General features: G+C 73.2%; 20 protein-coding genes, 10 pseudogenes and 2 riboswitches. Of the genes and pseudogenes, 4 read left to right on the top strand and 26 right to left on the bottom strand.

Annotated features, from left to right (window positions below; translation table 11 throughout):
* Positions 1–10 precede the first annotated feature (10 nt).
* The 23 genes and pseudogenes from O0235_RS01645 to O0235_RS01550 all read right to left on the bottom strand — a co-directional run bounded on the left by O0235_RS01645 (position 11) and on the right by O0235_RS01550 (position 19811).
* Positions 11–3033: pseudogene (locus tag O0235_RS01645) on the bottom strand (cobaltochelatase subunit CobN).
* Entirely contained in the window at positions 2976–4109 is a 1134-nt protein-coding gene (locus O0235_RS01640; protein WP_270056837.1) for a cobaltochelatase subunit CobN, read from the bottom strand. Before O0235_RS01640 ends, O0235_RS01645 begins: the two are co-directional and overlap by 58 nt.
* A gap of 495 nt (positions 4110–4604) precedes the next feature.
* Positions 4605–4868, bottom strand: a complete 264-nt coding sequence (locus O0235_RS15370) for a vWA domain-containing protein (protein ID WP_373324405.1) — start codon at positions 4866–4868, stop codon at positions 4605–4607.
* A 553-nt stretch (positions 4869–5421) separates the two neighbouring features.
* Positions 5422–5934 (bottom strand): annotated as a pseudogene (locus tag O0235_RS15365) (magnesium chelatase ATPase subunit I); the annotation flags it as partial.
* On the bottom strand, positions 5931–6209 hold the full coding sequence (locus tag O0235_RS01630; RefSeq protein ID WP_270056835.1) for a magnesium chelatase ATPase subunit I: 279 nt from the start codon (positions 6207–6209) through the stop codon (positions 5931–5933). The gene O0235_RS01630 and the pseudogene O0235_RS15365, both read right to left, overlap by 4 nt.
* 222 nt (positions 6210–6431) lie before the next feature.
* Positions 6432–8960: pseudogene (locus O0235_RS01625) on the bottom strand (cobaltochelatase subunit CobN).
* A pseudogene (locus O0235_RS15360) lies at positions 8882–9166 on the bottom strand (cobaltochelatase subunit CobN); the annotation flags it as partial. The pseudogenes O0235_RS15360 and O0235_RS01625, both read right to left, overlap by 79 nt.
* On the bottom strand, positions 9163–9318 hold the full coding sequence (locus tag O0235_RS01620; protein WP_270056834.1) for a hypothetical protein: 156 nt from the start codon (positions 9316–9318) through the stop codon (positions 9163–9165). The pseudogene O0235_RS15360 and the gene O0235_RS01620, both read right to left, overlap by 4 nt.
* The gene (locus tag O0235_RS01615) at positions 9267–9875 is read right to left on the bottom strand and encodes a cobaltochelatase subunit CobN (protein ID WP_270056833.1); all 609 of its coding nucleotides are present in this window, start codon (positions 9873–9875) and stop codon (positions 9267–9269) included. The genes O0235_RS01620 and O0235_RS01615 overlap by 52 nt, the downstream gene beginning before the upstream one ends.
* Before the next feature lie 390 nt (positions 9876–10265).
* A riboswitch (cobalamin riboswitch) is annotated at positions 10266–10403 on the bottom strand.
* A gap of 6 nt (positions 10404–10409) precedes the next feature.
* Entirely contained in the window at positions 10410–11195 is a 786-nt protein-coding gene (cobU, locus tag O0235_RS01610; protein WP_373324355.1) for a bifunctional adenosylcobinamide kinase/adenosylcobinamide-phosphate guanylyltransferase, read from the bottom strand.
* Positions 11191–12503 (bottom strand): annotated as a pseudogene (locus O0235_RS01600) (cobyric acid synthase); the annotation flags it as partial. The pseudogene O0235_RS01600 and the gene cobU, both read right to left, overlap by 5 nt.
* Complete coding sequence (locus O0235_RS01595; RefSeq protein ID WP_270056830.1) at positions 12442–13203, bottom strand: aminotransferase class I/II-fold pyridoxal phosphate-dependent enzyme; 762 nt, start codon at positions 13201–13203, stop codon at positions 12442–12444. The gene O0235_RS01595 and the pseudogene O0235_RS01600, both read right to left, overlap by 62 nt.
* A gap of 295 nt (positions 13204–13498) precedes the next feature.
* A complete protein-coding gene (locus O0235_RS01590; protein ID WP_270058013.1) occupies positions 13499–14110 on the bottom strand; it encodes a CobD/CbiB family cobalamin biosynthesis protein in 612 nt (203 codons plus the stop codon).
* Positions 14111–14133: 23 nt separating this feature from the next.
* The gene (locus O0235_RS01585; RefSeq protein WP_270056829.1) at positions 14134–14424 is read right to left on the bottom strand and encodes a cobalamin biosynthesis protein; all 291 of its coding nucleotides are present in this window, start codon (positions 14422–14424) and stop codon (positions 14134–14136) included.
* Entirely contained in the window at positions 14406–14549 is a 144-nt protein-coding gene (locus O0235_RS15355) for an adenosylcobinamide-GDP ribazoletransferase (RefSeq protein ID WP_373324404.1), read from the bottom strand. Before O0235_RS15355 ends, O0235_RS01585 begins: the two co-directional genes overlap by 19 nt.
* On the bottom strand, positions 14546–15157 hold the full coding sequence (locus O0235_RS01580) for an adenosylcobinamide-GDP ribazoletransferase (protein ID WP_270056828.1): 612 nt from the start codon (positions 15155–15157) through the stop codon (positions 14546–14548). The genes O0235_RS15355 and O0235_RS01580 overlap by 4 nt, the downstream gene beginning before the upstream one ends.
* The gene (gene cobT / locus O0235_RS01575; protein ID WP_270056827.1) at positions 15154–16194 is read right to left on the bottom strand and encodes a nicotinate-nucleotide--dimethylbenzimidazole phosphoribosyltransferase; all 1041 of its coding nucleotides are present in this window, start codon (positions 16192–16194) and stop codon (positions 15154–15156) included. The genes O0235_RS01580 and cobT overlap by 4 nt, the downstream gene beginning before the upstream one ends.
* Before the next feature lie 2 nt (positions 16195–16196).
* A pseudogene (gene cobO, locus O0235_RS15350) lies at positions 16197–16754 on the bottom strand (cob(I)yrinic acid a,c-diamide adenosyltransferase).
* The gene (locus O0235_RS01565; RefSeq protein WP_373324403.1) at positions 16751–17122 is read right to left on the bottom strand and encodes an ATP-binding cassette domain-containing protein; all 372 of its coding nucleotides are present in this window, start codon (positions 17120–17122) and stop codon (positions 16751–16753) included. The pseudogene cobO and the gene O0235_RS01565 overlap by 4 nt, the downstream one beginning before the upstream one ends.
* Before the next feature lie 238 nt (positions 17123–17360).
* Positions 17361–17459: pseudogene (locus O0235_RS15345) on the bottom strand (ATP-binding cassette domain-containing protein); the annotation flags it as partial.
* 123 nt (positions 17460–17582) lie between these two features.
* Entirely contained in the window at positions 17583–17993 is a 411-nt protein-coding gene (locus tag O0235_RS01560) for an ABC transporter substrate-binding protein (RefSeq protein WP_506005449.1), read from the bottom strand.
* The gene (locus O0235_RS01555) at positions 17981–18673 is read right to left on the bottom strand and encodes a TroA family protein (protein ID WP_270056823.1); all 693 of its coding nucleotides are present in this window, start codon (positions 18671–18673) and stop codon (positions 17981–17983) included. Before O0235_RS01555 ends, O0235_RS01560 begins: the two co-directional genes overlap by 13 nt.
* 34 nt (positions 18674–18707) lie before the next feature.
* The gene (locus O0235_RS01550) at positions 18708–19811 is read right to left on the bottom strand and encodes a FecCD family ABC transporter permease (RefSeq protein WP_270056822.1); all 1104 of its coding nucleotides are present in this window, start codon (positions 19809–19811) and stop codon (positions 18708–18710) included.
* A 211-nt stretch (positions 19812–20022) separates the two neighbouring features.
* A riboswitch (cobalamin riboswitch) is annotated at positions 20023–20142 on the bottom strand.
* Between the two features lie 43 nt (positions 20143–20185).
* Here O0235_RS01550 and O0235_RS15340 point away from each other — a divergent pair.
* From O0235_RS15340 to O0235_RS01535, 3 genes and pseudogenes are all read left to right on the top strand, one after another.
* Positions 20186–20449 (top strand): annotated as a pseudogene (locus O0235_RS15340) (MBL fold metallo-hydrolase); the annotation flags it as partial.
* 149 nt (positions 20450–20598) lie between these two features.
* Positions 20599–21066, top strand: coding sequence for an MBL fold metallo-hydrolase (locus tag O0235_RS01540; RefSeq protein ID WP_270056820.1), 468 nt, complete (start codon positions 20599–20601; stop codon positions 21064–21066).
* The gene (locus tag O0235_RS01535) at positions 21038–21811 is read left to right on the top strand and encodes a glycerophosphodiester phosphodiesterase (RefSeq protein WP_270056819.1); all 774 of its coding nucleotides are present in this window, start codon (positions 21038–21040) and stop codon (positions 21809–21811) included. The genes O0235_RS01540 and O0235_RS01535 overlap by 29 nt, the downstream gene beginning before the upstream one ends.
* Here O0235_RS01535 and O0235_RS01530 read toward each other — a convergent pair.
* From O0235_RS01530 to O0235_RS01520, 3 genes and pseudogenes are all read right to left on the bottom strand, one after another.
* A complete protein-coding gene (locus O0235_RS01530; protein ID WP_270056818.1) occupies positions 21808–22287 on the bottom strand; it encodes a VOC family protein in 480 nt (159 codons plus the stop codon). The two genes, O0235_RS01535 and O0235_RS01530, sit on opposite strands and share 4 nt — an antisense overlap.
* Positions 22287–23140, bottom strand: a pseudogene (locus O0235_RS15335) (DUF2207 domain-containing protein). Before O0235_RS15335 ends, O0235_RS01530 begins: the two are co-directional and overlap by 1 nt.
* The gene (locus tag O0235_RS01520; protein WP_270056817.1) at positions 23098–24111 is read right to left on the bottom strand and encodes a DUF2207 domain-containing protein; all 1014 of its coding nucleotides are present in this window, start codon (positions 24109–24111) and stop codon (positions 23098–23100) included. The pseudogene O0235_RS15335 and the gene O0235_RS01520 overlap by 43 nt, the downstream one beginning before the upstream one ends.
* A 62-nt stretch (positions 24112–24173) precedes the next feature.
* Between O0235_RS01520 and O0235_RS15330 the strand changes: the two are divergent.
* Positions 24174–24688: pseudogene (locus O0235_RS15330) on the top strand (FAD binding domain-containing protein); the annotation flags it as partial.
* Positions 24689–24726: the final 38 nt, after the last annotated feature.

Here is a 24726-nt window from a genome sequence, read left to right as displayed (position 1 = left end):
CGCGCCGCGATCACATCCGGTCTTCGATAGCCCCCTCCGCTTCCAGCAGCGCCGCCTCGAGGCGCGCCTCCATCCCCTCCGGCGCCCGCCACAGCCCGCGGCGAACCGCCTCCATGAGCCGGCGGGCCATATCCCGCAGCGCCCACGGGTTGTGCCGCCCGAGAAACCGCTGCATCTCCGCATCGAGCACGTACCGCTCCGCCGCCCGCTCGAACTGCCAGTCCTTCACGATGCCGGCCGTGGCTGCCCAGCCGAACAGGTAGTCCACCGTCGCCGCGAACTCCGTCCCGGCCCGGTAGCCGTGCTCCTGCATCGCCGCAATCCACTTCGGATTCAGCACCCGCGACCGCATCACCCGGTCCAGCTCATCCTCCGTCTGGCGAACCCTCGGCCGCCTCGGGTCCGAACTGTCCCCGAAGTACAGCCGCGGCCCGCGCCCGCGCAGCAGCCGGACCGCTGTTGCCATCCCGCCCTGGAACTGGAAATAGTCGTCCGCATCGAGGATGTCGTGCTCCCGGTTGTCCTGGTTCTGCACGGCCGCGTCGACCAGCCGGAGCCGGTCCCGCAGCTCGTCGCCGAGCGGCACCCCGTACATCCCCGGCGCATACGCGTGCCCGCCCCACGCCATGAACGTCTCCGCGATCTCCGCCGAGTCCTCCCACGCCGCCTCATCCAGCAGCTGCAGCACGCCCGCCCCGTACACCCCCGGCGCGCTCCCGAACACCCGCACCCCGGCCCGCTGCCACGCCTCCGCCTCGCTCAGGCCCGAATCCCGGAGCGCCGCCGCCCGCGCCAGCCGGTGCGCTCGGACAGGGTTCACCTCCAGCGGCTCATCCAGGTTCGCTACCGCATCGAACGCCTCGCCCATCAACTCGATGACCCCGGGGAACGCGTCCCGGAAGAAGCCCGAAACCCGGCATACGACGTCCACGCGCGGCCGTCCCAGCTCCTCGATCGAACGCACCCGAAACCCCGTGACTCGCCGGCTCTCCCGCTGCCACGTCGGTTCAACCCCGATGAGCGCCAACACCAGCGCAACGTCCTCGCCGCCGTTGCGCATCGCCGTCGTGCCCCACATCGAAATCCCAATCGAACGGGGCAGCTCCCCGCTCTCCCGCCGGTAGCGGTCCACCGTCGCCGCCGCCAGTTCCTGCCCAACCTCCCAGGCCACCCGGCTCGGGATGCCCCGCGGGTCCACCGCGTAGAAGTTCCGCCCTGTCGGCAGCGCGTGCGCCATCCCCCGCGTCAGCGCCCCGGCCGGCCCCGGCGGAACGTAGCGTCCCCCGAGCGCATCGAGCACGTGCCCGAGCTCATCGTCCGTCCGTTCCAGCGCCGGCAGCAGCCGCTCCCGCACGAAGCCGAGCACCGCGACCAGCGGCCCCCGTTCGCCGCGACACGGCCCCGCCTCCTCGGCGGCCTCCGCCGGCGCCCTTGCCTCGAGGACCACGGCCCGCAGCGCCGCCCGTCCCAGCTCGCCCAGCCGCTCCTGCAGCTCGCCCGCCGTCCGGGGAACGTCCCCGGCAGTCCGCCGGTGGCGCCTTCCAGGCGCTGCCCCGCCGGCAGCGCCAGCACGTCCCCGGGATACCGCACCAGGCCGCCACCGCCTCCGCCAGGGCGGAACGTCGCCATTCGGCACGCGGAGCATCGCGGCCGTGAAGTCGACCAGCTCGTCGCCTCGCGGGAGTTCGCCCAGCACATGGAGGCCCGCCCGGATCGGCGCCGCCCCCAGCTCGTGCGTGTACGTGTGAATCGCTTCGACCAGGTGCGCGAACCCCTCCCCGCTCAGGTCCGAAAGCGCGTACGGCACCCCGTCCTCGTGCTCCCGCGGGTCCCACTCATGCACATGCCCGTCGCCCCCGTCCTGCAGCAGCCGGTCCAGCTCATCGGCCAGTCCCGCCTGCCGGATGACGTCCCAAATCTGGCGCTGCAGGTACGGCAGCCGCCCCGGGTCCGTCCGTTCGAGCAGGTAGTATTCGTCCACGAGCCGGTCCAGCTCCGCCAGCTCGCCGTACAGCTCTGCGTTCGTGATTGGCGGCGGCAGGTGGTCGACGATGACAGCGTGCGTCCGCCGCTTGGCCGCCGCTCCCTCGCCTGGCCCGTCGATGATGAACGGGTACACCACCGGCAGGTCGCCCACGAACAGGTCCGGGTAGCAGTCCGAGCCCAGGCCGACGCCCTTCCCGGGCAGCCACTCGGCCGACCCGTGCTTCCCCACCTGGATGATGGCGTCGGCGCCGAAACCGCCGCGCTCCGCAGGCTCCCGCAGCCACCGGTAGAGCGCGAAATAGGGGTGAGGCGGCGGCAGGTCCGGCTGATGCATGATCGCCGTCCGGTCCATCGAGTAGCCGCGCGGGGGCTGCACCGCCACGAAGACGTTTCCCAGCACCAGCCCGGCCACGACGAGGTTGCCTCGCGCGTCGAGGTAATGCCTCCCCGGCGGCGCGCCCACCGCGTGGCCATCTCGGCCTGCCGGTGCGCCGGCAGCTCCCCGAACCACTCGCGGTACCGCTCCGCCGGCACCCGCGCCGCTGCCCCATCCAGCATCGCCTCCGTCAGCGTCTCCTCTTCGTAGTGGCCGCGCGCCGTCAGCTCCCGCATCAGCACCTCGCCGTCCGCCGGGATCGGCCCCACCGTGTACCCCGCTTCTGCGAGCCGGCGCAGCAGCCGCACCACGCTCTCCGGAGAGTCCAGCCCCACCGCGTTCGCAATCCGCGATGCCTTCGCATGGTGGTTCGTCAGGATGATCGCGACGCGCTTCTCCGCATTCGGCTTCCGGCGCAGCATCGCCAGCCGGGCAGCCAGCCCCATCAGCCGCGCTGCGCGGTCCGCGGGCAGCACCCGCCGCACCGTCCCCGCCCCGTCCCGCTCTTTGAACGATGCCGGCACCCCGATGACCCGGCCGTCGAGTTCCGGGATCGCGACCGACATCGCCACATCGAGCGGCCCCGCACCGGTGGCCGACTGCTCCCACTGCGCTACCGACGTCGAAATGGCGATACCCTGGACCTGCGGCAGCCCGAGCTCCTCGAGCACTGCCACCTGCCAATCCCCCTCGCCCGGCTCCCTCCCCGCGCTCCCAGGGCAAAAGACATCGTATTCACGACGGCGTCGACCAGCGGGCGGCCGTCGTCTCCGCAGAGCGCCCGGAGCACCGCCGTCCTGCCCGATGGGTCTGGGTCGTCTTTCAGCGAATAGCCGAAGACCGGGAGCACGTCGGCCCCGAGCGCCTCGCCCGCCTCCACGAGCGCATCCACGAAGGCGGTGTCCCCCGAGAGGAAGAACGACCGGTAGAACAGCAGCCCGATTGCCGGCGTCCCGGGTGTTCGCGCCGCGAGCCAGGCCTCACGGTTCGCGAACCGCGGGTGGTAGAAGCCCGTCCGCGGCTGCGCAACCGGGTCGCGGTACCCTACCCCGAGACTCAGCAGGTGGTCGCCGAGCATCTTCAGGCATTCGCGATAGTTCTCGATGCCGCCCTCCTGCAGGTAGGCGCGCACCGCCAGCGCCATCCCCGCGCCCGCCGTCGAAAGCCCGATCAGCCCCTCGTCCAGCTCCTCCGTCCCCGGGACCGCCACGAGCCAGCCCCCGTGCTCCTCGCTCAGCTCCGCCAGCCGCTCGATGGCCGGCACCGACCTTCGTCCCCCGTGCACGATTGCCACCGTGACCGCCGCCCGCGGGACCAGCTGCTCGAACAGCGCCGCCGCGTCCTCTGCGTCCCGCAGCCCCGAGATGTTCCGGACCGTGACCGGCACGAAGCGCTCACCCAGCTCCCGCGCTGCGGCCGCGAAGCACAGCACGTCCGTGTCGGAGTGCGAAAGCACGAGGATGCCCCGCTGCTCTTCCGCCGCGCCGCCGTCCGGCGCGCTCTCCCGCGCTTCGGCTGCCCGGCCACGGCCATCGTTCGCCATCGCCGAAAACGCCAGCGCACCCAGCTCGCCCTCCGGCGGCAGATACCGTCCCGCCGCAACCAGCGACTCGATGTAGTCGAACAGCGCCGTCACCAGCCGCTCCGAGTTCATCGAGTGGAAGAACACCGTCACGCCGTCGAACAGCAGCATGCACACGTTCGCCAGCGGGCACGGCCCGAGGCAGCCGCCCATGTTCAGGTGCACCTTGTTGCGCAGCTTCCGCCGCTCCCATTCCGCGTGATACCGATCGAAGAATCCCGGCGGCTTCCCTCCGATTCGCGGCCGCAGCAGCACCCGTGGGCGCACACGAACAGCTGCCCCAGCTGCCGGTTGACGTTCACCAGCCGCCCGTCGGCCCGGGTCACGATATTCCGCTGGCCGCGGCGGCGCGGCACAGCCGCCTCCCCGCAGCCCGCGCTCCCGCAGCCGCCCGCGCAGGCATCGGCCCCGCTCATCCGGCCGCCTCCGCGCGCCGCGCCCGGACAGCAGACCAGATCGCCGCCGGCTCCAGGTCGTCGAGGGCGACGTGGCTGCCGCCCAGCGCCCCGGCCAGGCGCCGAGCGACCCCCAGCCTGACCGCCCCCTGCTCCGTATCCAGGACCATGCCGTCTACCCCCAGTTCCCGCAGCGCGGCCGCCCGCGTCATCGCTGCAGCCACCGGGTCCAGCCCGCCTGTCCCCGCGTTCGCGCGGCCGTCCGTCACCACGACTGCCAGCACCGGCACCTCCGGCTCCTTCCGCCGCACCCGGACGACGAGCCGGGCAGCCTCCTCCAGCCCTGCCCAGAGCGGCGTTCGGCCGCCCGTCCCGAACTCCGCCAGGCCCGCTGGGCGTGGTCCACGCTCCGCGTCGGCGCCAGCAGCAGCCGCGCGCCGCGCCCATCGAACGCCACAAAAGCCACCCGGTCCCGCCGGAGGTAGGCGTCCTGCAGGAGCCCGAATACCGCTCCCTTCGCTGCTTCCATCCGCTTCCGGGCGCCCATAGAGCCGCTGGCGTCGACGATCAGCAGGATGAGCGCCGGCGCCTCCGCGCGACGCCGCTTTGCGCGCCAGTAGCGGCGTGCCACCGGCAGCCGCGGGCAGCCCTCCAGCGCCGCCGCCCGGATCGTCGCCGCGGCGTCGATATCGCGCCCCGCTTCGTACCCCTCGCTCCAGCGTGGCGGCCGCGCATACCCTCCGCGCCGCGCCGCCGCCGCCCGGCCGTCCGCTGCGCCTGCAGCTGTCTCCGCGGCAGAGGCGGCGGCCGCAGGGCAAGGGCCTCGCCGATCCCCGCAGGCCGCTCCCCGGCCTCGCCCGGCCCCCGGTCCGGCTGCCGCCGGTCACCCGCGGATCCCCCGCGCCATTCGATTCGCCAGGCGGCCCGCCAGGCCCCGGCGGCAGGTCAGCGGGCTCGCCGCCGGGCTCCCCGCCGCGCTCGTCGCCCGGGTCGTCGCCCTGCTCGAATTCCCGCAGCGCCCGTTCGAGCTGATCCCGGTCGAGGCCGGGCTGCTCGAACGGCAGCCGCCGGCGGCGGTGCGCCAGCACGAGCGGCGCCGTCGCCCGCACGTCATCGAGCGTCACCCGGCCGCGCCCTGCCCAGGCGGCGTGCGCCCGCGCTGCGCGGTACAGCGCGAGGTCGGCCCGGAGGCCGTCCGCTTCGCACGCCGCGCAAATCCCCGTAATCGCCTCGAGAACCGCCTCCGGCACCTCGACCCGCGCCAGCCCGGCCCGGGCCCCGCGCAATCGGTGCGCGAGCTCATCCTCCGCCTGCTGCCAGCGGGCCGCGAAGCCTGCCGGGTCCAGCTCGAAGGCGATCCGGCGCCGCACCACCTCTGCCCGCTCTGGCGGGGCCAGCGCACTCTCCGCCTCGGCCATCAGCCCGAACCGGTCCAGCAGCTGCGGCCGCAGCTCGCCTTCCTCAGGATTCATCGTCCCCACGAGCACGAACCGCGCCGGGTGGCTCACCGACACGCCGTCCCGTTCGATGTAGTTCCGGCCCATCGCCGCCGCATCCAGCAGCGCATCCACGAGGTGGTCTGCCAGCAGATTCACTTCATCGACATAAAGAATCCCTGGTGCGCCGCCGCGAGCAGCCCCGGCTCGACCTTCCGCTCGCCCCGGCTCAGCGCCGCCTCGATGTCGAGCGACCCGATGAGCCGCTCCTCCGAGGCGCCCACCGGGAGCGTGACCAGCCTCGGCGGCCGCGAAACGGCGCCAGCGCCGGCCGTGTGCTCGCCCGGGCACTCCGCCTGCTCCGCGGGGGCGCAGGCAAACGGACACCCGTCCGTCGCTTCGACTGGCGGCAAGAGCGCGGCCAGCGCGCGCACGGCGGTCGACTTCCCCGTCCCCTTTCCCCGCGGATGAGGATGCCGCCGATGCCCGGGTCGATGACCGTGAGCAGCAGCCCGAGCTTCACCTCGTCCTGCCCCACGATGGCCGTGAACGGGAAGACCGGGCCGCTCACCGCGCCGCCCCCTCGGCTGGCACAGCCGCACCGCGGTCTTCGATCGCGCCCTCCGCCTCCAGCAGGACCGCCTCCAGCCGCGCGATCACGTCGCCAGGCGGCGCTTCCCACATCCCCGGCGCGCCGCCTCCAGCAGGCGGGCCGCCATGTCCCGCAGCGCCCACGGATTGTGCCGCTCGAGAAACTCCCGCCGGGCAGCGTCGAGGACGTACTCCTGCGCCAGCCGCTCGTACATCCAGTCCTCCAGCACGTTCGCCGTGGCATCGAACCCGAACGCATAGTCCACCGTCTTGAGCATCTCCGAACCTCCCTGGTATCCGTGCCGCTCCATCCCTTCGAGCCACTTCGGGTTCACGACGCGCCGCCGGAACGTCCGCCGCGCCTCTTCCTCGGCGCTGCGCACCCCCGGCTGCCACGGCCGTGTGCTGTCGCCGACCCACGCCTTCGCCCGCCCGCCCCCGAGCTCCTGCGCCAGCGCGACCATCCCCCGAAATCCCGGAAGTAGTCGTCGGTGTCGAAGACGTCGTGTTCCTCGTTGTCCCGCGTCTTCAGCACCACGCTCAGCTCCGCCGCCCGCCGAATGAGCGCGTCCCGCGCCGGCACGCCGTACCGGTCCCGCGTGTAGGCGTGGTCGACCCACCGCGCATAGATCTCCGCCAGGTCCCGCCTCGTCTCCCAGCAGCCCGCCTCGACAGCCTGCGCGACCCCGTCGACGTAGGCGCCGGGCCGCGGCGCGAACACCCTCGCCAGCGCCTCCTCCATGCCCACCCCGGCATGTACATCCGCCAGCACGTGCTTGCGGACGAAGTTGTGCTCCGGCGGCTCGTCCAGCGCAGCCGCGCGGCAAACCGCCTCGTCGACCAGCCCGATCGCTGCCGCGAAGCTGTCCCGGAAGAACCCGCTCGCCCGCACCACCACGTCGACCCGCGGCCGTCCGAGCCGGTCCAGCGGCACCGCGCGAACCCCGTTACCCGTCCCGACCGCTCGTCCCACACCGGCTCGAAGCCGAGGAAATGGAGCGCCTGCGCGACGTCCTCGCCGCGGGTCCGAATGTTCGCCGTGCCCCACGCGATGATGGCGACGGACTCGGGATAGGCGCCCTCCTCCTCGAGGTGCCGCGCGATGACCGCCTCCGCGACCGCTTTCCCGGTCTCCCACGCCTGCCGGCTCGGCAGCGCCCGCGGGTCCAGCCCGTAGAAGTTCCGCCCAGTCGGCAGCGCATCCGACTGCCCCCGGGTCGGCGCCCCCGCCGGCCCCGGCGGGACCGCACGCCCCTCGAGCGCCCGCACCACGTGCTCGACTTCGTCCGGCACCCGCCGGATGGCCGCCAGCACGCGCACCGCCAGCTCCTCGAATGCAAGCGCTGCCTCCGGGTCGTCTCCGCCGAGGCGGGCCGCGAGCGCGCGCCGGGCTGCCGCAGGTCCCTGCCGCACCGCTGCCTCCACGACGTCCCGCGTGATGGCTGCCGCGTGGTCCGGCAGCCCGCCTCCATCCCATCCGCAGCCGAGCCGCCGCGCGACGGCAGCGCCCAGCGACCGCTCGCCGTGGCCGCGGTCGATCGCCAGCAGCAGGTCCGCCAGCGCATCCCCGGCGGCGTTTCCCCGAGCACGTGCAGGCCCGCCGGGATGAGCCCGTTCGCCAGCTCCTCGAGATGATGCAGTCCATCGCGCGCCAGCCGGGCCGGCTCCCACGCCGCCCCCGGCTCCAGCCCGAAGTCCCGCTCGAGCCGCGCCCGCCGAACCGCATCGGCCGCCCGCTCCGCCAGCGCGGCTACCCTCCCGGGCTCGGCGCAGTTCTCGAGCGCGTCCCGCAGCGCCTCGAGCGCTGCGCGGGTTTCCGCCAGCTCGCCGTAACTCCCGGCTTCCGCCATCGGCGGGACGAGGTGGTCGACGACCGCTGCGGCCGCCCGCCGCTTCGCCTGCGTCCCCTCGCCCGGGTTGTTCATGATGAACGGGTAGACGAGCGGCAGGTCTGCCAGCGCGACGTCCGGGAAGCACGCGCTCGAAAGCCCCGTTCCCTTGCCTGGCAGCCACTCCAGGTTGCCGTGCTTTCCGACCTGGACCACGGCGTCCGCACCGAACACCTCCCGCAGCCAGAGATACGCCGCAAGGTACTGGTGCGAAGGCGGCAGGTCCGGCGCGTGCAGGATCGCCTCCCGGTTGAGTCCGAAGCCCCGCTGCGGCTGCGGCCCCACGAACACATTGCCCAGCACCACGCCGGGCACCACGATCTCCCCGCCGTCGACGAACACCCGGCCCGGCGCAGGCCCCCAGTGGTCGGTGACCGCCTCCTGCACCTGCCCCGGCAGCCCGGCGAACCACTCCAGGTACCGTTCCGCAGATACCCGCGCCGGGGCCGTCGCCAGCTGCTCCGCCGTCGCCGCCGCCGGGTCGTTCGGGCACGTCCGCAGGAGGAGGTCGGCCAGCGCGTCGCCCCCGTCCGGGATGTCGCGGACAGCGAACCCCGCAGCGGCCGGGCGCGCAGCAGCCGCACCGCCGAGGCCAGCGCGTCCAGGCCGAACGCGGCAGCGATGCGCGACTCGCGCCCGTTCGGGTTGTTCAGGAGGATGGCGATCCGCTTCTCCTCGTTCGGCACCGTCGCGAGCCGGGCCCACCGCGCCGCGAGCCCTGCCAGCCGGTCGAGCCGGTCCGGCTCCCAGGCGATGCGGACCGGTCCGCTCTCCTCCGCCGGCTCGCGAAAGCCCGCCGGCGCCGAAATCAGCCGCCCGTCCAGCTCCGGCAGCGCCGCCGAGAGCGCGACATCGAGCGGGCTCAGCCCCGTGGCGCTCTCCCGCCACGCGGCCAGCTGACCCTGGCTCATCGCCCCTGGATGACCGGGACGCCGAGCGCCGCCACGCCCGGGGCGGCTTCGGCCCGCCCTTCCCGCCCCGGGACGGACGCCGAAAACGGCATCAGCGAAATCACCGCCTGCACCAGCGGGCGGCCGTCATCGCCGCTGAGCAGCGCCCGCACGGCCCCGCATTGTCCCGGCCGTTCGAATCCTCCCGCAGCCCGTACGCGTAAACCGGGACGGCATTGCAGCCGTGCCGGTCGAGCGCCTCCGCCAGCGCTTCGGCCAGCGCCGTTTCGCCCATCTGCACGAGGTTGCGGTAGAACAGCACCCCAACCGCCGGCCGGCCATCCCGCCACCACGGCGCCAGCTCCAGCGCCGGCCTGCCCGCCGCCAGCGGCTGCCCCGGCACGTAGAAGCCTTCCCACGGCATCGGCTCCGGCGTCCGCCACCCGAACGCGCCGCCGAGGTGCCGGTCGGCGAGAAAGCGCAGCGCCTGCTCCGCGTTCCCGGGTCCGCCATGAAGGAAGTACGCGAGCGCCTGTTCGGCTTCCGCTGCGTCGACCGTGCAATACTCCGCGAGGCTCTCTCGCTCCATCGGGTAGGCCCGCCGGACGATGAGCGCCGCCCGGGCAGCCCGGCACGCGGCGACCAGCGGTGCGAACACCCCGCCGAGCGATTCCGGCCCGGCGAGCAGCCGGATGACCACCACCCCCGCCTGCCGGGCCGCCGCCAGCACGCGCTCCGGCTGTGCGGCAGCCTCCCGGGGCCGAACACCAGCACCGGCGGAAAGTCCTGCGGCAGCGCCGTCTTCGCCGCTGCAACCGCCGCCGCGTCCGCGTCGTACGCCGTCACGATGACGATGCTCCGCGGAGCGCGACCGGTCATCTTCGGCTGCTCCCCGGCCGTGCGGCCCCCGGTCCCTGCATCGCTGCGTGCCTCCTCCTTCGCCCGCCCGCGGAAGGTGGCACACCCCGCTCGCCGGTTCGGCAGGGCGAAGGCAGGCGCTGCCTCCGCCCGCGGATGCGCTGCCGTGCCGACGACAACGCCCCTCGCGAGGAGGGGCGTCGATTTGGCACATGGCGACCGGCTGGAGCCGCGTGTCCCTCACCCGTTTCCCCGCGGGCTAGACACCAGCACGGCACCGGCGACCTGGCTTACCGCCCCATGGGCGGATCACAGTTGCGGGACAGCCCCGGATTTCCACCGGGTTCGCGCTGCCGTGCTGACCACCGGAATCTACCACGCCGGCGCCGCCCGCAACAACGGCCGCCTACCCCGGCAGGCGCACCGCGCGCCCTGCCACCACCAGCACCACCTCGTCCGCCGCCGCTCCGACGGCCTGGTTCGCCGCCCCCAGCGCATCCCGGTAGACCCGCGTCATCCGGCCTGCCGGCACAATCCCCCACCCAACCTCGTTCGTGACGACGATGGTGAGCCCCGCACGGCCCCGCGCCGCCCGGGTCAGCGCCTCCGCCCCCGCGAGGACCTGCGCGGCGAGCCGGTCCCACACGGCGCCCGGCGCATCATCATCTGCGCCGGCGCGGAAGAACAGGTTCCCGCACCACGTCGCGAGACACTCCACCAGCACCGTCGCTTCCCCCGGCGCCCGCTCCAGCGCCCCGGCCGGGTCCACCGGCTCTTCGACCGTCGTCCAGCCCGCCGGCCGCCGCTGCCGGTGCGCGGCGATGCGGGCTGCGCTCTCCGGGTCCGCGGCCTCCATCGTGGCGACGTACACCACCGGGGCCCCGGCCCCGGCAGCCCGCTCCTCCGCGTAGCGGCTCTTCCCGCTCCGGGCACCCCGGTCACCAGCACGAGCCGTCCCACCGCTACGCTCCGCCGCCGAGCGCCCAGCCGGCGATGCGCTCGATGTCCAGCGACGACTCCAGCACGTCCGCCAGCCGCTCGAAAGCTGCGTCCGGCCCTTCGTCGCTCCCCGGCGCGAACGGCTTGCCCCGCATCCGCGCGACGTTGCCCAGCAGCCGCGCCCGGAATTCCCTGCTGCCGAAGCCGCCGTGCACGTACCAGCCGAAGACCATCCCGTCCGGCGACGCCGCACCCACGGGCTCGCCCGCTTCGGTCCAGGCCGCCGGGTTCGCGATCTCCGTCAGCCCCGCGTGGATTTCGTACCCCTCGACGGTGAGGCCGCTGCAGCTCTCCAGCAGCCCCGGCCCGCCGTCCGTCCGCACCCGGCTCGTCCGCGTCACCTTGCCCGGGGCGAACCGTGTCCTGCAATCGAGCCAGCCCAGCCCTTCCGCAGCCCCGGGCGCGCCTCCAGCCCCAGCGGGTCGTCAATCGTCCGCCCGAGCATCTGAAATCCGCCGCAGATGCCGACCACCGGAGTCCTTTCCGCGCGCCGCGCCGAGATCGCCTCCGCCATCCCGCTCGCCCGCAGCCATCCGAGGTCGTCCCGCGTCGCCTTGGTTCCCGGGATGACGATGAGGTCCGGCTCCCCCAGCTGCCAGGGATACTCGACGTACCGCACCCGGACGTCGGGCTCCCGCTCCAGCGGGTCGAAATCGTCGAAGTTTGCGATGCGCGGGAGCCGGACCACGGCGACGTCCACCCCACGGAACGGCCCATGATCGTCGCGCCGGCGGTCCAGCGCGACCGAGTCTTCCTCAGCGATGCCCGGTTCCCGGATCCATGGCACGACCCCCACGACCGGCACTCCGGTCAGCCGTTCGATATCCCGCAGCCCCGGCTCCAGCAGCGACGGATCGCCCCGGAGCTTGTTGATGACGAACCCCTTCACGAGCGCCTGCTCCTCGGGCTCCAGCAGGTGGTACGTGCCGTAGAGGTGCGCGAAGACCCCGCCCCGGTCGATGTCGCCCACGATCAGCACGGGCGCGCCGGCGTGCCGCGCGACCCGCATGTTCGAAATGTCCCGCGCTTTCAGGTTGATCTCTGCCGGGCTCCCGGCCCCTTCGATGATCACCAGGTCGAACTCCGCCCGGAGCCGGTCCAGCGCCGCCGTCACATCCTCCCAGATGCGGGCCTTCGCTTCCTGGTACGCCGCAGCGTGCAGGGTCCCCACCGGCTTCCCCAGCACCACCACCTGCGACCGCAAATTCCCTTCCGGTTTCAGCAGCACCGGGTTCATCTCGACCCGCGGCATCACCCGGGCAGCGAGCGCCTGCACATACTGCGCCCGCCCGATTTCGCCCCCGCCCGGCACCACGGCCGCGTTGTTCGACATGTTCTGCGCCTTGAATGGCGCCACGTTGACGCCGCGCCGGGCGAAGAGCCGGCACAGCCCCGTCACCAGCAGGCTCTTGCCCGCCGACGAGGCTGTCCCTGGACCATCAGGATTCCGCCGCGAGCCATTCGCGCACCTCCACCATGGCTTCGACCAGCCGCGCGGCATCGCGATCGTGCGGCACCGCGATGCGCACGCACGACGGCAGCCCGAACGAAGCGCAATCGCGCACCACGAACCCCCGCCGCAGCAGACCCGCGCGGAACCTCGCCCCATCGCCGACATCGACCAGCAGGAAGTTCGCCAGCGACGGCCGCGCCGCGAACCCCGCCCGGTCGAGCGCATCGAACAGCGCCGCCCGGGTCGCCGCCACCCGCCGCGCGCTCTCGCGGCAGAAGTCCTCCAGCTCCAACGCCGCGAGGCCCGCGGCCAGCGCGGGAGCGCTCACTGCCCACGGCGGCTGCTGCGCTTCCACCGCCGCGATATCCCCTTCCGGACCCAGCAGGAACCCCAGCCGCAGGCCCGGCACAGCGTGGACCTTCGTCAGCGAGCGCAGCACGAGCAGCCCCGGCCCCGGCGCCGCGCGTTCGTCCTCGGGCCAGGCGAACGGCATGTACGCCTCGTCGACGACCAGCCGCCCTCCGCCCCGGGCCGCTGCCGCCCCCAGCGCTTGCGCCGCTTCCCGCGGCCAAAGGTCGCCGGTCGGATTGTTGGGGTTGCACAGGAATACCAGCGACGGCTGCAGCTCCTCGATGAAGCGCCAGGGCTCCGCGCCGTGCTTCCCGGCCCCGGGATGCGGCGCTTCCAGCACCTCCATCCCCGCGGCCCGCGCCGCCGCAGCATACTCGCCGAACGTGGGCGCGAACACGAGACACCGCCCCCGTTCCCGAACGCCCGGCACACGAGGTAGATCAGCTCGCTCGTCCCGTTCCCCGCGAGCACCTGTTCGGGGGCTGTGCCCCATCGCTCAGCCCATGCCGCGCGCAGCGAGCGCGCGTCCGGCTCCGGGTAGCGGGCCACTTCCGCCGCCCGCGCCGCCGCGACGATGCCGGGGTGCGGCCCGTACGGGTTCAGGCTCGCGCTCAGGTCGACCAGCGTGAGGCCGGCTGCCGATGCCGCGGACAGCTCCTCGGCCCGGACGCCCCCATGGACGACCCGGCCGCTCACCGCCTCGCCCCCAGGCTCGCGGCAAGCGCCAGCGCATACATGAGCCCGGCGGCGCCCGCTGCCGCGCCCAGCGCCCGCCGGATGTCCCCGTGGCCGGGGTAGCGCCCGGCGCCGTGCAACACATGGTGGCCCCGTTTCTCCAGCCGAACCCCGAGCGCATGCGCCATCGCCGCCATCGGCCAGCCTGCGTTCGGGCTGGCCGTCGAGCGCGCATCCCTCGCGAGGCTCCGCCAGCGGACGAGCGCGCGCGGGCGAACCGCCAGCACCGCCGCCGCGGTCACGCGCGCCGGCACCAGGTTCAGCGCGTCGTCCAGCCGCGCGGGCACCATCCCAAACCTCCCGCGTGACCGGTAGCCGGCCATCGCGTCCAGCGTGTTCGCCGCCCGGTAGACATACGCTGCCGCGAGCCCGCCCGCGAGGTACCACGCCGCCGGCGCGATGACGCTGTCCGACAGGTTCTCCGCGACAGATTCGATGGCCGCCGATGCGACCAGCTCCCCCGGCAGCTCCCGCGTGTCGCGGCTCACCATCCGGCCGGCTGCCGCGCGCGCTCCCGCGAGGTCCTCTCGCTCGAGCGCGCGCCGTACCGCGTCCGCGTGCTCGAACAGCGCCCGCAGCGCCAGCGCCTGCTTCAGCAGGATCGCCTCGGCCGCCAGGCCAGCCAGCCCCGGCCGCGCAGCCGCCGCTCGAGCGCCGCCCCGGCGACCGCCGCGCCGCCCGCTGCCAGCCCGGTGAAGATCAGCCCCGCCGCCGCCGTGTCTCGCTGCCCTCGGCGCGTCAGTAGCCGGTCCAGCCGCCCGGCTGCCCGCCCCAGCCAGGCCACCGGGTGCCACCGGTTCGGCAGCTCGCCGAAGGCGGCGTCGAGGGCGAGCGCCGCACCGAGCACCGCCGCCCGCCGCCCCATCATGCGGCGAACCACCACGGCGCCATCACTCCCGCGAGTCCGGCGGCGGCCACCAGCGCCGCGCACTCTGCCAGCTCGATGCACGCGCCGTAGCCGTCGCCGTTCAGCCCGCCGAACGCCCGGCTGAGCCCCCACGCGGTCAGCCCGGCTGCCGCCGCGGCGCACCCCGCGGCAGCGATTCCCAGGGCCCAAGCACGAGGCCGCTGATCCCGAAGCCCGCCGCCGCGCCCAACACCGAGACCATCGGCGTGCAGCCGGCGCGGAATGCCGCACCCATCCCCTCCGCCCGCAGCGGCGGGAACGCCCGCGCTATCCCCGGCAGCATCCCGCGGCTCGCCGCCATCGCCCCCGCCGCCGCGCCGGCTGCATTGCCCGGGCCCATCGATGCCAGGCAGCCGTACTTCACCAGCAGCACCATGCCGACCGCCGCGACCGCAAACGTCCCGTGGTGCACGTCGCGGAGAATTTCCCTGCGCCGCTCCCGGTCCGCCGGCGCGAGCGCAGCATCGGCGCAATCCGCCAGGCCGTCGAGGTGCAGTGCTCCCGTCACGGCGATCCAGGCCGCCACCGTGACAGCCGCCGCCGACGACGGCGGCAGCAGTTCTCCCGCGGCCCACGCCGCCAGTGCGACCGGCGCCGCCAGCGCCGCCGCAGCGGCCGGCAGCCACATCGCCGCCCGCTCCGGCTCCCACGCCTGGACCCGGACCGGCAGCCGGCTCAGCAGTCCCAGCGCCGCCGCGAGCCCGGTCACCCGTCGGTCCGCTCCGAAACCCCGGCCTCATCGAACGTCGCCATCTCATCGCGGATCGCCACTGCCGCATCCACCAGGTGCAGCGCCAGCGCCGCGCCCGTCCCTTCGCCCAGCCGGAGCCGAAGGTCGAGCAGCGGCTCCAGCCCCAGCGCGTCCAGGATCGCCCCGTGCCCCGGCTCGACCGACCGGTGCGAAGCGATGAGGTACGCCCGCGCCCCAGGCGCGATGGCGCAGGCGGTCAGCGCCGCCGCGCCCGTGATGAACCCGTCGACGATGACCGGGACCCTTCGTTCCGCTGCTCCCAGGATGAGCCCTGCGAGGCCGGCGATTTCGAACCCGCCGACGCTCGCCATCACGCCGACCGGGTCGGCAGGGTCCGGCCGATGGAGCGCCAGCGCCCGCTCCACGACGCCCACCTTATGCGCGAATGCCGCGTCATCGAGCCCGGTGCCCCTTCCAGTCACCTCCCGCGGGGCGCGGCCGGTCAGTGCAGCCGTGACCGTGCTGGCTGCCGTCGTGTTGCCGATGCCCATCTCCCCGGTGAGCAGCAGCGTCGCGCCGCCCGCAGCGAGCTGGGCGGCCAGTTCGCGGCCCGTCGCGACCGCCGCCTCCGCCTGCGCGCGCGTCATCGCCGGCTCCCGCGTCATGTTCTTCGTTCCGGGCCCGAGGCGCCGGTCGAGCACGCCCGGGATGCCCGGCGGCGTCTTCACCCCCAAGTCCACCACCACGACCTGCGCGCCCGCCTTCCGGGCGAGCACGTTGATGCCTGCTCCGCCCGCCGCGAAGTTCGCCACCATCTGCAGGGTCACCTCGGAGGGATACGCCGAGACGGCCTCCTCGGTCACCCCGTGGTCTGCGGCCATCACCACGACTGCCCGCCGCTCGAACCGGCACCATGGGTCGCCGGTCATGCCCGCCAGCCGGATCGCCAGCTCCTCGAGCCGTCCGAGGCTCCCTTGCGGTTTTGTCAGCCGGTCCAGCCGGCGCGCTGCCGCAGCTGCGGCTGCTTCGTCGATTGCCGGGATTTCGATCTCCATCGTCAGAACTCCACTCCAGGCTGCGCTTTGATCCCCTGTTCGCGGTAGGGGTGTTTGATGAGCGTCATCTCGGTCACGAGGTCCGCCGCCGCGATGAGCTGGTCGGGCGCATACCGGCCCGTGACGACAACGTGGAGCATTGGCCGCCGCCCTGGAGCGCCGTCACCGCCTCCTCCGTTTCCAGCCAGCCGTAGTGCAGCAAATAGGTGAACTCGTCCAGCACCAGCATCGCCAGCTCCGGGTCCTGCAGCCGCGCCTTCGCCCGTTCCCACTGCTCCAGCGCAAGCCCCTCGTTTTCTCCGGGTCCTTCGACTTCCACGTGAAGCCGTCGCCCAGCGGGTGTACGGGGATGCCCAGCCGCTTCGCCGCCCGGTGTTCCCCGAAGTTCGCCGTCGGCGGCTTGATGAACTGGTAGACCTCGACCGGCATGCCGCGGCCCCGGCGCGCAGCACCATGCCCAGCGCCGCCGTCGTCTTCCCCTTCCCGTTGCCGGTGTTCACGATGAGCAGCCCCTTCTTCTTCCGGGGCCCCTTCACCGGCTGATGCTCGCCGTCCGTCATCTCCGCACCCCGCCAGGTGATGCCGCGGGCGCGAACCGCTCCCGCAGGCCGAAATCCACGCGGCACGCGCCGCCCTCGTCCCAGCTCACCCGGGCCTCGAGCCCGTACACCCGGCTCAGCACAGCCGGGTCGAGCACCTCGCGCGGTGCCCCCGACGCGGCCGCCGTCCCGCGGTCCAGCAGCAGCAGCCGGTCGCACCAGCGCCCCGCCAGCTGCAGGTCATGCAGCACGACGACGAACGCCATCCCCGCGGAAGCGAGCAGCCGGAGGCGCTCCAGCAGCTCCAGCTGGTGCCGGACATCGAGCGACGCGGTCGGCTCGTCGAGGATGACGAGGCTGTCCGCCTGCGCCAGCGCCCGCGCCACCATCACCCGCTGACGCTCGCCCCCGAGAGCGTGGCGAAGCGGCGGCCGGCAAGCTCCAGCACCCCCATCCACGCCATCGCCATCGCTGCAGCCTCGCGGTCTTCCCGTGTCTCACGGGCGAGCGCCCCCGGTGCGGATAGCGCCCCATCAGCACCATCTCGCCGGCCGTGAACCCCACCGCCTCGGGGACGCTCTGCGGGACGTAGGCGAGATGCCGGGCAGCCCGGGGCCCCGCCGCCTGCCCGTCGAGCTCGAAGCGGACCCGGCCGCTGGCCGGCCGCAGCAGGCCGGCCAGCAGCCGCGCGAACGTCGACTTGCCAGCCCCGTTCGGGCCGATCACCGCGACGACCTCCCCGGGGGTGACCGTCAGCGAAACATCGCGGACGAGCCAGCGGCCGCCGGCCCGGTAGCCGACACCTTCCGCCGACAGCACGAACTGGCTCGTCCTCACCGGTGCTCCCCGTTACCGCGCCGCCTGGCCCGCCAGGCTGAACTGCGGCGGGTCCGCGACCGGGAACTCTGCAGGCCACAGGATGTGCGCCAGGTGCTCCACCGCGCGCACGTTCGCGAACGAATTCGTCGTGTAGAGCGAGGGCGGGACGACATACACCTTGCCGTTCTTCACTGCAGGCACCGCCGCGAGGCTCGGCTCGGCCAGCAGCTCCGCCTTGAATTTGTTCCCCGCCTCCGCCGGCATCGGGATGATGATGATGTCCGGGTTCGCCGCCACGATCGCCTCCAGCCCGATCTGCGGATTCCCTTTGAGTCCGGCCGCCGTCCCGGCATTCCGGCCGCCTGCTGCGGTGATGATGCCCTCGCCCGTCGAGCCGGCGCCTGCCATGTACAGCGACGTGTACTTCGTCACGCTCGCGATGAGCGGCTTCTCCGCCTCGCTCTTTTTGCCCGTGACGCTGACGACCTTTTCGTAGCGCGCCGGACCTCGTCGGCGAGCGCGATCGCCCGCTCCTCCTCGCCGTAGATGTAGCCGAGCAGCAGGATCGCGTTCAGCCGCCCCGCCGGCGTCGGGTCCAGGTTCAGCTGCACCACCGTCACGCCCGCGCTCTCCATCGCCGCGACGACGTCCGCCTTCTGCGTCGGCGTCGCGATGACCAGCTCAGCGCCGGTTGCGATGACCGCTTCGGGCTCGCGCACGGCCGTCGGCAGGTTCTGCACCAGCGGCGCGAAGCTCGTCGTATCGGGGTTCTTCGTCGCCGAACCGACCGCCACCACCCGCTCGAGCGGCACCAGAGAAAGCGTGATCTCGTCGATGCCGGCCGACATCGTGTGAATCTTCGACGGCTTCGCCTTGATCGTCCGCTTGCCGTTCAGCCCCTCCACCTCGCGCGGCCACGACAGGTTCGCCGGGTCCACGATGCCCGGCACCCCCTGCAGCCGCTCCCGGACGCGCTTCGCCGGCGATTCGGTCGGCGTCGCGGCCGCAGCCGTTGCCGCCGGCGGCGGGTCGCCCCGCGTCGTCATCGTCGCCGCCGCACGCCCCGCCAGCGCCGCCAGCGCCAGCGCGCTCAGCGCCAGGGAATGAGCCGCTTCAGCCATCGTTTCGTCCTCAATGCCAAATTCCTCCCTAAAGTCAGACCTGGATTGCCAGCCGCGACCGTTGCCGCAGCAGGATCGCCGCAAAAACCGGCGCCCCGATGAGCGCCGTCACCATCCCGACCTGCAGCTCGGCCGGCTTCACGACCGTCCGTGCCACCGTGTCGGCGCCGACCAGCACCGCCGCGCCGGCCAGCATCGACGCCGGCAACAGGTACCGGTAGTCGGACCCGATGACGAGCCGCAGCAGATGCGGAACCACCAGCCCCACGAACCCGATCGTCCCGCTCACACTCACCGAAACCGCAGTCACAAGCGTCGTCGCGCCCAGCAGCGCAGCCCGGGTTCGCCCGACCCGCACGCCGCTCGTCGCCGCGATGTCGTCGGAAATCGCGAGCAAGTTCAGCGGGCGCCCCGCCGCCCCGAGCACCGCGAGCCCGGCAGCCACCGGGAACACCGCCACCCGCACGTAGTCCCACGATGCCCCGGCAAACCCGCCCGCGAGCCAGAACAGGATGCCGCGCAGCGCCTCGTCCGGCGGCACCAGCGCGATGATCACCGCCGTCACCGACCCGAGAAATGCGCTCACCGCGATGCCTGCCAGCAGCAGGCTCGAAGGCGCAGGGCGCCCGCCCGGCGACCCCAGCACATAGACCAGCGCAACCGCCCCCAGCGCTCCGCCGAATGCCGCCCCGGACACCCACCACATCGAGACGGCGCCCAGCCCGGCCGCGATCGCCGCGACAGCCCCCGTGGCCGCTCCCGACGACACGCCCAGCAGTCCCGGGTCCGCCAGCGGGTTCCGGAACAGCGCCTGCATCGTCGCCCCTGCCGCCGCCAGCGATGCCCCCGCCAGCGTTGCCAGCACGACGCGGGGCAGCCGCAGCCGCTCGATCACCAGCCGCTCGCGCTCGGTGTGCGTGCCGACGTCGATGCCGGCCCGGCTGGCGAGGCTCGATACCACGTGCCCCGGCGGAATCCGCACCGGACCGTTCGCCACGGCTGCCACCGCGGCGAACACCCACAGCCCCGCCAGCGCTACCATCGCCGCGGCAAACCGCCGCGCACCCTGCGCCCGGAGCTGCGCCTCCGTGGCCTCCCATCGCGGGTCCTCGACTGCCGAGATCAGCTTTGCGTCCATCCGGGCTCCCCGCCGCGGGGCCCGGGCCGCGCCACGTCGCCGGCAGCGGCCCTCGAGTGACGAACGGGCATCCCGGCCGTCGGCCGAAGATGCCCGCAGAGCACGCGCCCGGTCTCCCGGGCAACGAAATGCCCCTCGCGCTGGAGGGGCAGTGGGCTCGTCACATGGAAGGCGAAGCGCCGAACCACGTGTCCACTACCCGTTTCCCCGCGGGCTAGACACTGACGCCGCTGGCGACCTGGCTCGCCGCCACCTTCGGGCGGCTCACAGTTGCGGGACAGCCCCGGATTCGCACCGGGTTCGCAAACGGACGTCGCCCGCGACTCTACCACCGCCCGCTCGCGTATGCCAACTGCCGACCCCCTCCGCAGCCGATGAGGCGCGTTGCCGATGCCCAGCTACGATCCGGGGTGATGTCCCGCTCCAGCCCCGGCGAAGTCATCCCGGGTGTGTGGTGGCTCCACGGCACCCGCGGCTCCAACGTGTTCCTCGTTGCGTTGCCTTCAGGCGGCCTTGCCCTCGTCGATACCGGCTTCGCCGATAGCGCCCCGGCTATCCTTGCCGCGCTCGAGGCGCTCGGCCGCCCGCTCGAAGGCATCCTCCTCACCCACCGCCACCGCGACCACACCGGCGCCGCCGCCGCCGTCGCCGCCGCCACCGGCGCCCCGGTGATCGCCGGCGCCGGTGATTGCCGCCTCCGGGATGGCCGGCTCGTCCTGCGCTCGGGCATCGGCCGCAGCCATCCGGTGCGGCTCCTCAGCGCCTTCTTCCGCCGCCGCCCGGCCCCGTGCCGGTCGCCGTCGCCGTCGAGCGCGAAACTGGCGTGCTCCCCGGCGTGCGCGCCGTTCCCGTTCCGGGCCACACCCCCGGGTCGCTCTGCTTCGTCGCCGATCACCTCGAGGCTGCCTTCGTCGGCGACCTCGTCATCAGCCACGGCGGCGAACTCACCCGGTCCCTCCGCTGGGCGAACCACGATGACGCCCGCTACCTCCAGTCCATCGCCGACTTCGCTGCCATCGCGCCGCCGGCTGGCTTCCCCGGCCACGGCGCGCCCGTGCTCGAAGGCTTCGATGCTGCCCTGCGGGCGCTCGCGGCCCTCCCCGCCGTCCCTCACCCCGCGCACCGCGCTCGAACGCGCCGTCCGCCTCGCCCGCTTCGGGGCCGGCTTCGCCGCTCGGCGGCGCCCCGGGGAAAAGTAAAGCAAACGAAAAGGCGGCGCGGCGCTCGTGCGCCCGTTATCCTCACCCGGGAGTAAAGTTCGCCACCGTGAAAAACCGTACGTCCTCGTCATCGGCCACGCCGGCGCCGCCGGCGAAGCGCCCGCCAACACCCTCGCCGCCGTCCGCGCCTGCCTCGATGCCGGCGCCGAAGGGATGGAGATCGACGTCCAGCTCTGCGCCGACGGCGTCCCCGTCCTCATGCACGACGAAACCGTCGACCGCACGACCAACCTCACCGGCCGCGTCCGCGACCTCCCGCTCGCCGCGCTCCAGTCCGCCGATGCCGGCCAGGGCGAACCCGTGCCCACCCTCGAGCAGGTGCTCGACCTCGTCGATGGCCGCCTCACCGTGATGTGCGAACTCAAATCGACCCCCGGCGACCCGGAGCAGGACGCCCGCAGCGTCGAAGCGGCCGTCGCCGTCATCCGCCGCCGCGGCGCGGAGAGCTGGACCGCCATCCACTCCTTCTCGCCCGAGATGGTCGCCCGCGCCCGCGACATCGAACCGCGCATCTCCGCCGCCATCATCTCCCCGCCCGTCGCCGGGGACGGCGTCGAACGGCTCCTTGGCGGGCTCCTCAAGCGCAACGGCCAGGCCATCTCCTTCGAACACCACGCCGTCACGCGCGACCTCGTCGCCCGCGCCCGCCGGCGCCAGGTCACCGTCTGGTGCTGGACCGCCGACAGCCCGGCCGACTGGGAGCGGGTGGTCGACGCCGGCGTCGACGGCATCATCACCAACGTGCCCCACCAGCTCCGCGCCTGGCTCGAGCGGGACTAGTTGCCGAGCGGCCCGCTGTACACCACTTCGAACAGCACCCGGTCTGGCGACTCGAACATCACCTGGTAGTACGTCTGGTCTGGCCCGTGGGCGAACTCCGGCCGGTGCCGCGGCGTCTCGAACAGCGCCGGCACGCCCCGGTCTGCGAGGTGGGCCGCCGCCGCATCGACCTCGGCAATCGAATCAGCGCCGATGGCGACGTGGTTCACCCCAGCCCGGTCGTAATCGATCGGCCCGTCAGCGGTCCGGGGCACGAACCAGAGGCTCGCCCCATTCGTCGCGCCGACGCCGAGGATGCCGTCGCCGTCATACAGCACGCTCCAGCCGAGCTCCCCGAACAGCTCCCGGTAAAACCCGCGTTCGCCGGGTCGATGTTGACCTGCAGGTGGTCCAGCTTCGTTGGCATCTGATGCTCCTTCCCGCCTGGTCGGCGGTCCGCCGAGCATAGAACAAAAGTTCTGCTGCCGCAACTCCATCACCACGAACCGCCGCCGCCGCCCCCGCCGCCGCCGCCCGCGCCGCCCCCAAACCCCGACCCGCCGCCCGAACGTGTGGCCGCCAGCGTCGCCCCGACCGAGCTGTTGAAGCTCCGCAGCCCCTCCGAGAAGGCCGCCACCCGGAACGGCCCCGTCCCTGCGTACCAGGCGGCGGTCGACTGCCGCGCCTGGTCGTCCAGCCCCTCGAACGCCTTCGCCCACTTCTCCACGCAGCCGAAGACGATCGCGTAGGGCAGGTACCGCGCGAAGATGTTCTCCCGCTCGTTGAACTCCTGCCGGTGCTGCTCCGCCGTTGCGATGTACAGGCGAAAGCCCAGCACCCGCCGCAGCGCCTCGCTTCCCTTCGCCGTCCGCCGCGCCATCGACGGCGCCAGCACGAGCAGCGCGAGCCCGCCGAGCCCGAACCCGGCCAGGGCGAGCCCGCGCCCGAAGAACGTTGCGCCGAAGAACGCCAGCCCAATCCCCCGAACATCCAGCCGACCGCCGCGACGGCCGTCGCGTGCCGCGCGTGCCCCGGCCGGAGCGCGAACCAGCCCCGCGCCATCGCGTCGTCGTAAATCAGCTCCTTCGTCTTGCTCAGGTGCGTCGCGAACTCGTACTTCAGGTCCGAGACCTTCACGCGGTCGCCGTCTTCGAACAGCGCATCGAGCAGCGACCGCTCGTACGGGAGCAGATCCCCGCCGTCCTTCTTCCGCTCGAGCTCCCAGTCCGCCTTGCCGAGGAGCCCCCGCTTCGGAATTTCCGTGATGTGGAGGTAGCCGCGCACCGCGAGGTCGATGATCGTCGCGGTCACATCCAGCGTGTCGGCGCTTTCGTCCAGCAGCACCCCCATCTGCGCCGGCCGCAGGTCCTCCGGCGGCAGGTACTCCACCACCAGCGGCGCGCCCCGAAGAGCGGCCTCGTCTGCTCCGCCGGGTCGTTCGTCAGGTAGTAAATGCCCCGGTACTGCCGGTCCCGCCCGTGCCGCCACCAGAGCGCGATCGCCGCCGCCAGCCCCAGCGCGGCCGTCAGGCCGAACCCGGCCCATTCCAGCGCGTCGAACTTCAGGTAGTCGCCGACCTTCGCCGGCTCGATGAGCTTCGGCGGCGGCACCGTCACCACCCCCTTCTGCCACCCGACCGCAATCGTCGCCTGCTCGAAGGTGTTCAGCCGCCGCGCCGAGAACGTCGCGGCGCTTCCCTCCGCCGCCATCCCGCAGCTCTCCTGCGCCCCCGCAGACCCGACATAACACGCTGTCCGCGGCTCCGCGCCCGGCGGCAACTCCACCCGCGCCGCGAACCGCTCGATCGGCACCTGCCACTGCCCCGTGACGTTCCAGTACAGCTCATCGTGGTCTGCGTACGCATCGAGCGCACGCTCCAGCCGATAGCGGATGACGTACGTCTGCTGCCCCGAGACGGTGACATCCGGGTCGCCAATCTTCAGCCGCACCGTCCCCGGCAGCGACTCCCGTTCGAACTTCCACGGCTGCCCGTTCGCGTCCGTCACCCGGAAATCCGCGTACACCCACTTCCGAACCCAGCCCTCCGGGCACGGCGTGAGCGGCTGCTCGACCCCCTCCGCCGGCGCCGCGCATTTGGTCGTCTCGAAGAGGTCGCGGTAGATGCCGTGCCGCTCGAGGTTGCGGAAATTCACCGCAATCCGCTCCTCCACCTCCACCACCCCGTCCGCCCCGACCCGGTACGTCGCCTCGAACGACGTCACCGACCACCCGCTCTCCTGCGCCTGCGCGGCCCGTTCCCCCGCCAGCGCAGCCACGACCACCAGCACCGCCCCGGCCAGCAGGATGAACCGCGCGCGCATCGCCCGCATTCTACGGAACCCCGCCCTTACCGGGCGGCCACACGGCCGCCCTGCTGCGGCGTATGATCACGAGCTACGAAGCGCGGGCGGTCCGCCCCCGCCATCCTCCACCGGGAAGGTCCATGCAAGCATTCGACTACGCCCGCCCCGGCTCGCTCGCCGAGGCCCTCGCATTGGCCGGCAACGGCAGGCAGGTGCTCTTCCTCGCCGGCGGCACCGACGTCATCATCCAGCTCCGCGAAGGCCGCCGCTCCTGCGACCTCCTCATCGACCTCAAGCGCATCCCCGAACTCACCCGGATCGCCGAACTGCCGGGCGGCGGGCTCGAAATCGGCGCCGCCGTCCCCTCGCCGAGGTCTACGAACACCCCCGCGTCAGGAGCGACTTCCCCGCCCTCGTCGATGCGGCCGGCATCATCGGCGGCATCGCCATCCAGTCCCGCGCGACGCTCGGCGGCAACCTCTGCAACGCCAGCCCCGCCGCCGACTCCTCGCCCGCCCTCATGGCGCTCGGCGCGACCCTCCGGATCGCCGGTCCCGCCGGCGAACGCGAACTCCCGGTCGCCGACTTCTTCCTCGGCCCCGGCCGCAACGCGCTCCAGCCCGGCGAGGTCCT

The organism is Tepidiforma flava, from assembly GCF_027594505.1.
In the GTDB taxonomy this organism is placed as follows: Bacteria; Chloroflexota; Dehalococcoidia; order Tepidiformales; family Tepidiformaceae; genus Tepidiforma; species Tepidiforma flava.
This window is presented reverse-complemented; position numbering and strand designations above follow the sequence as displayed.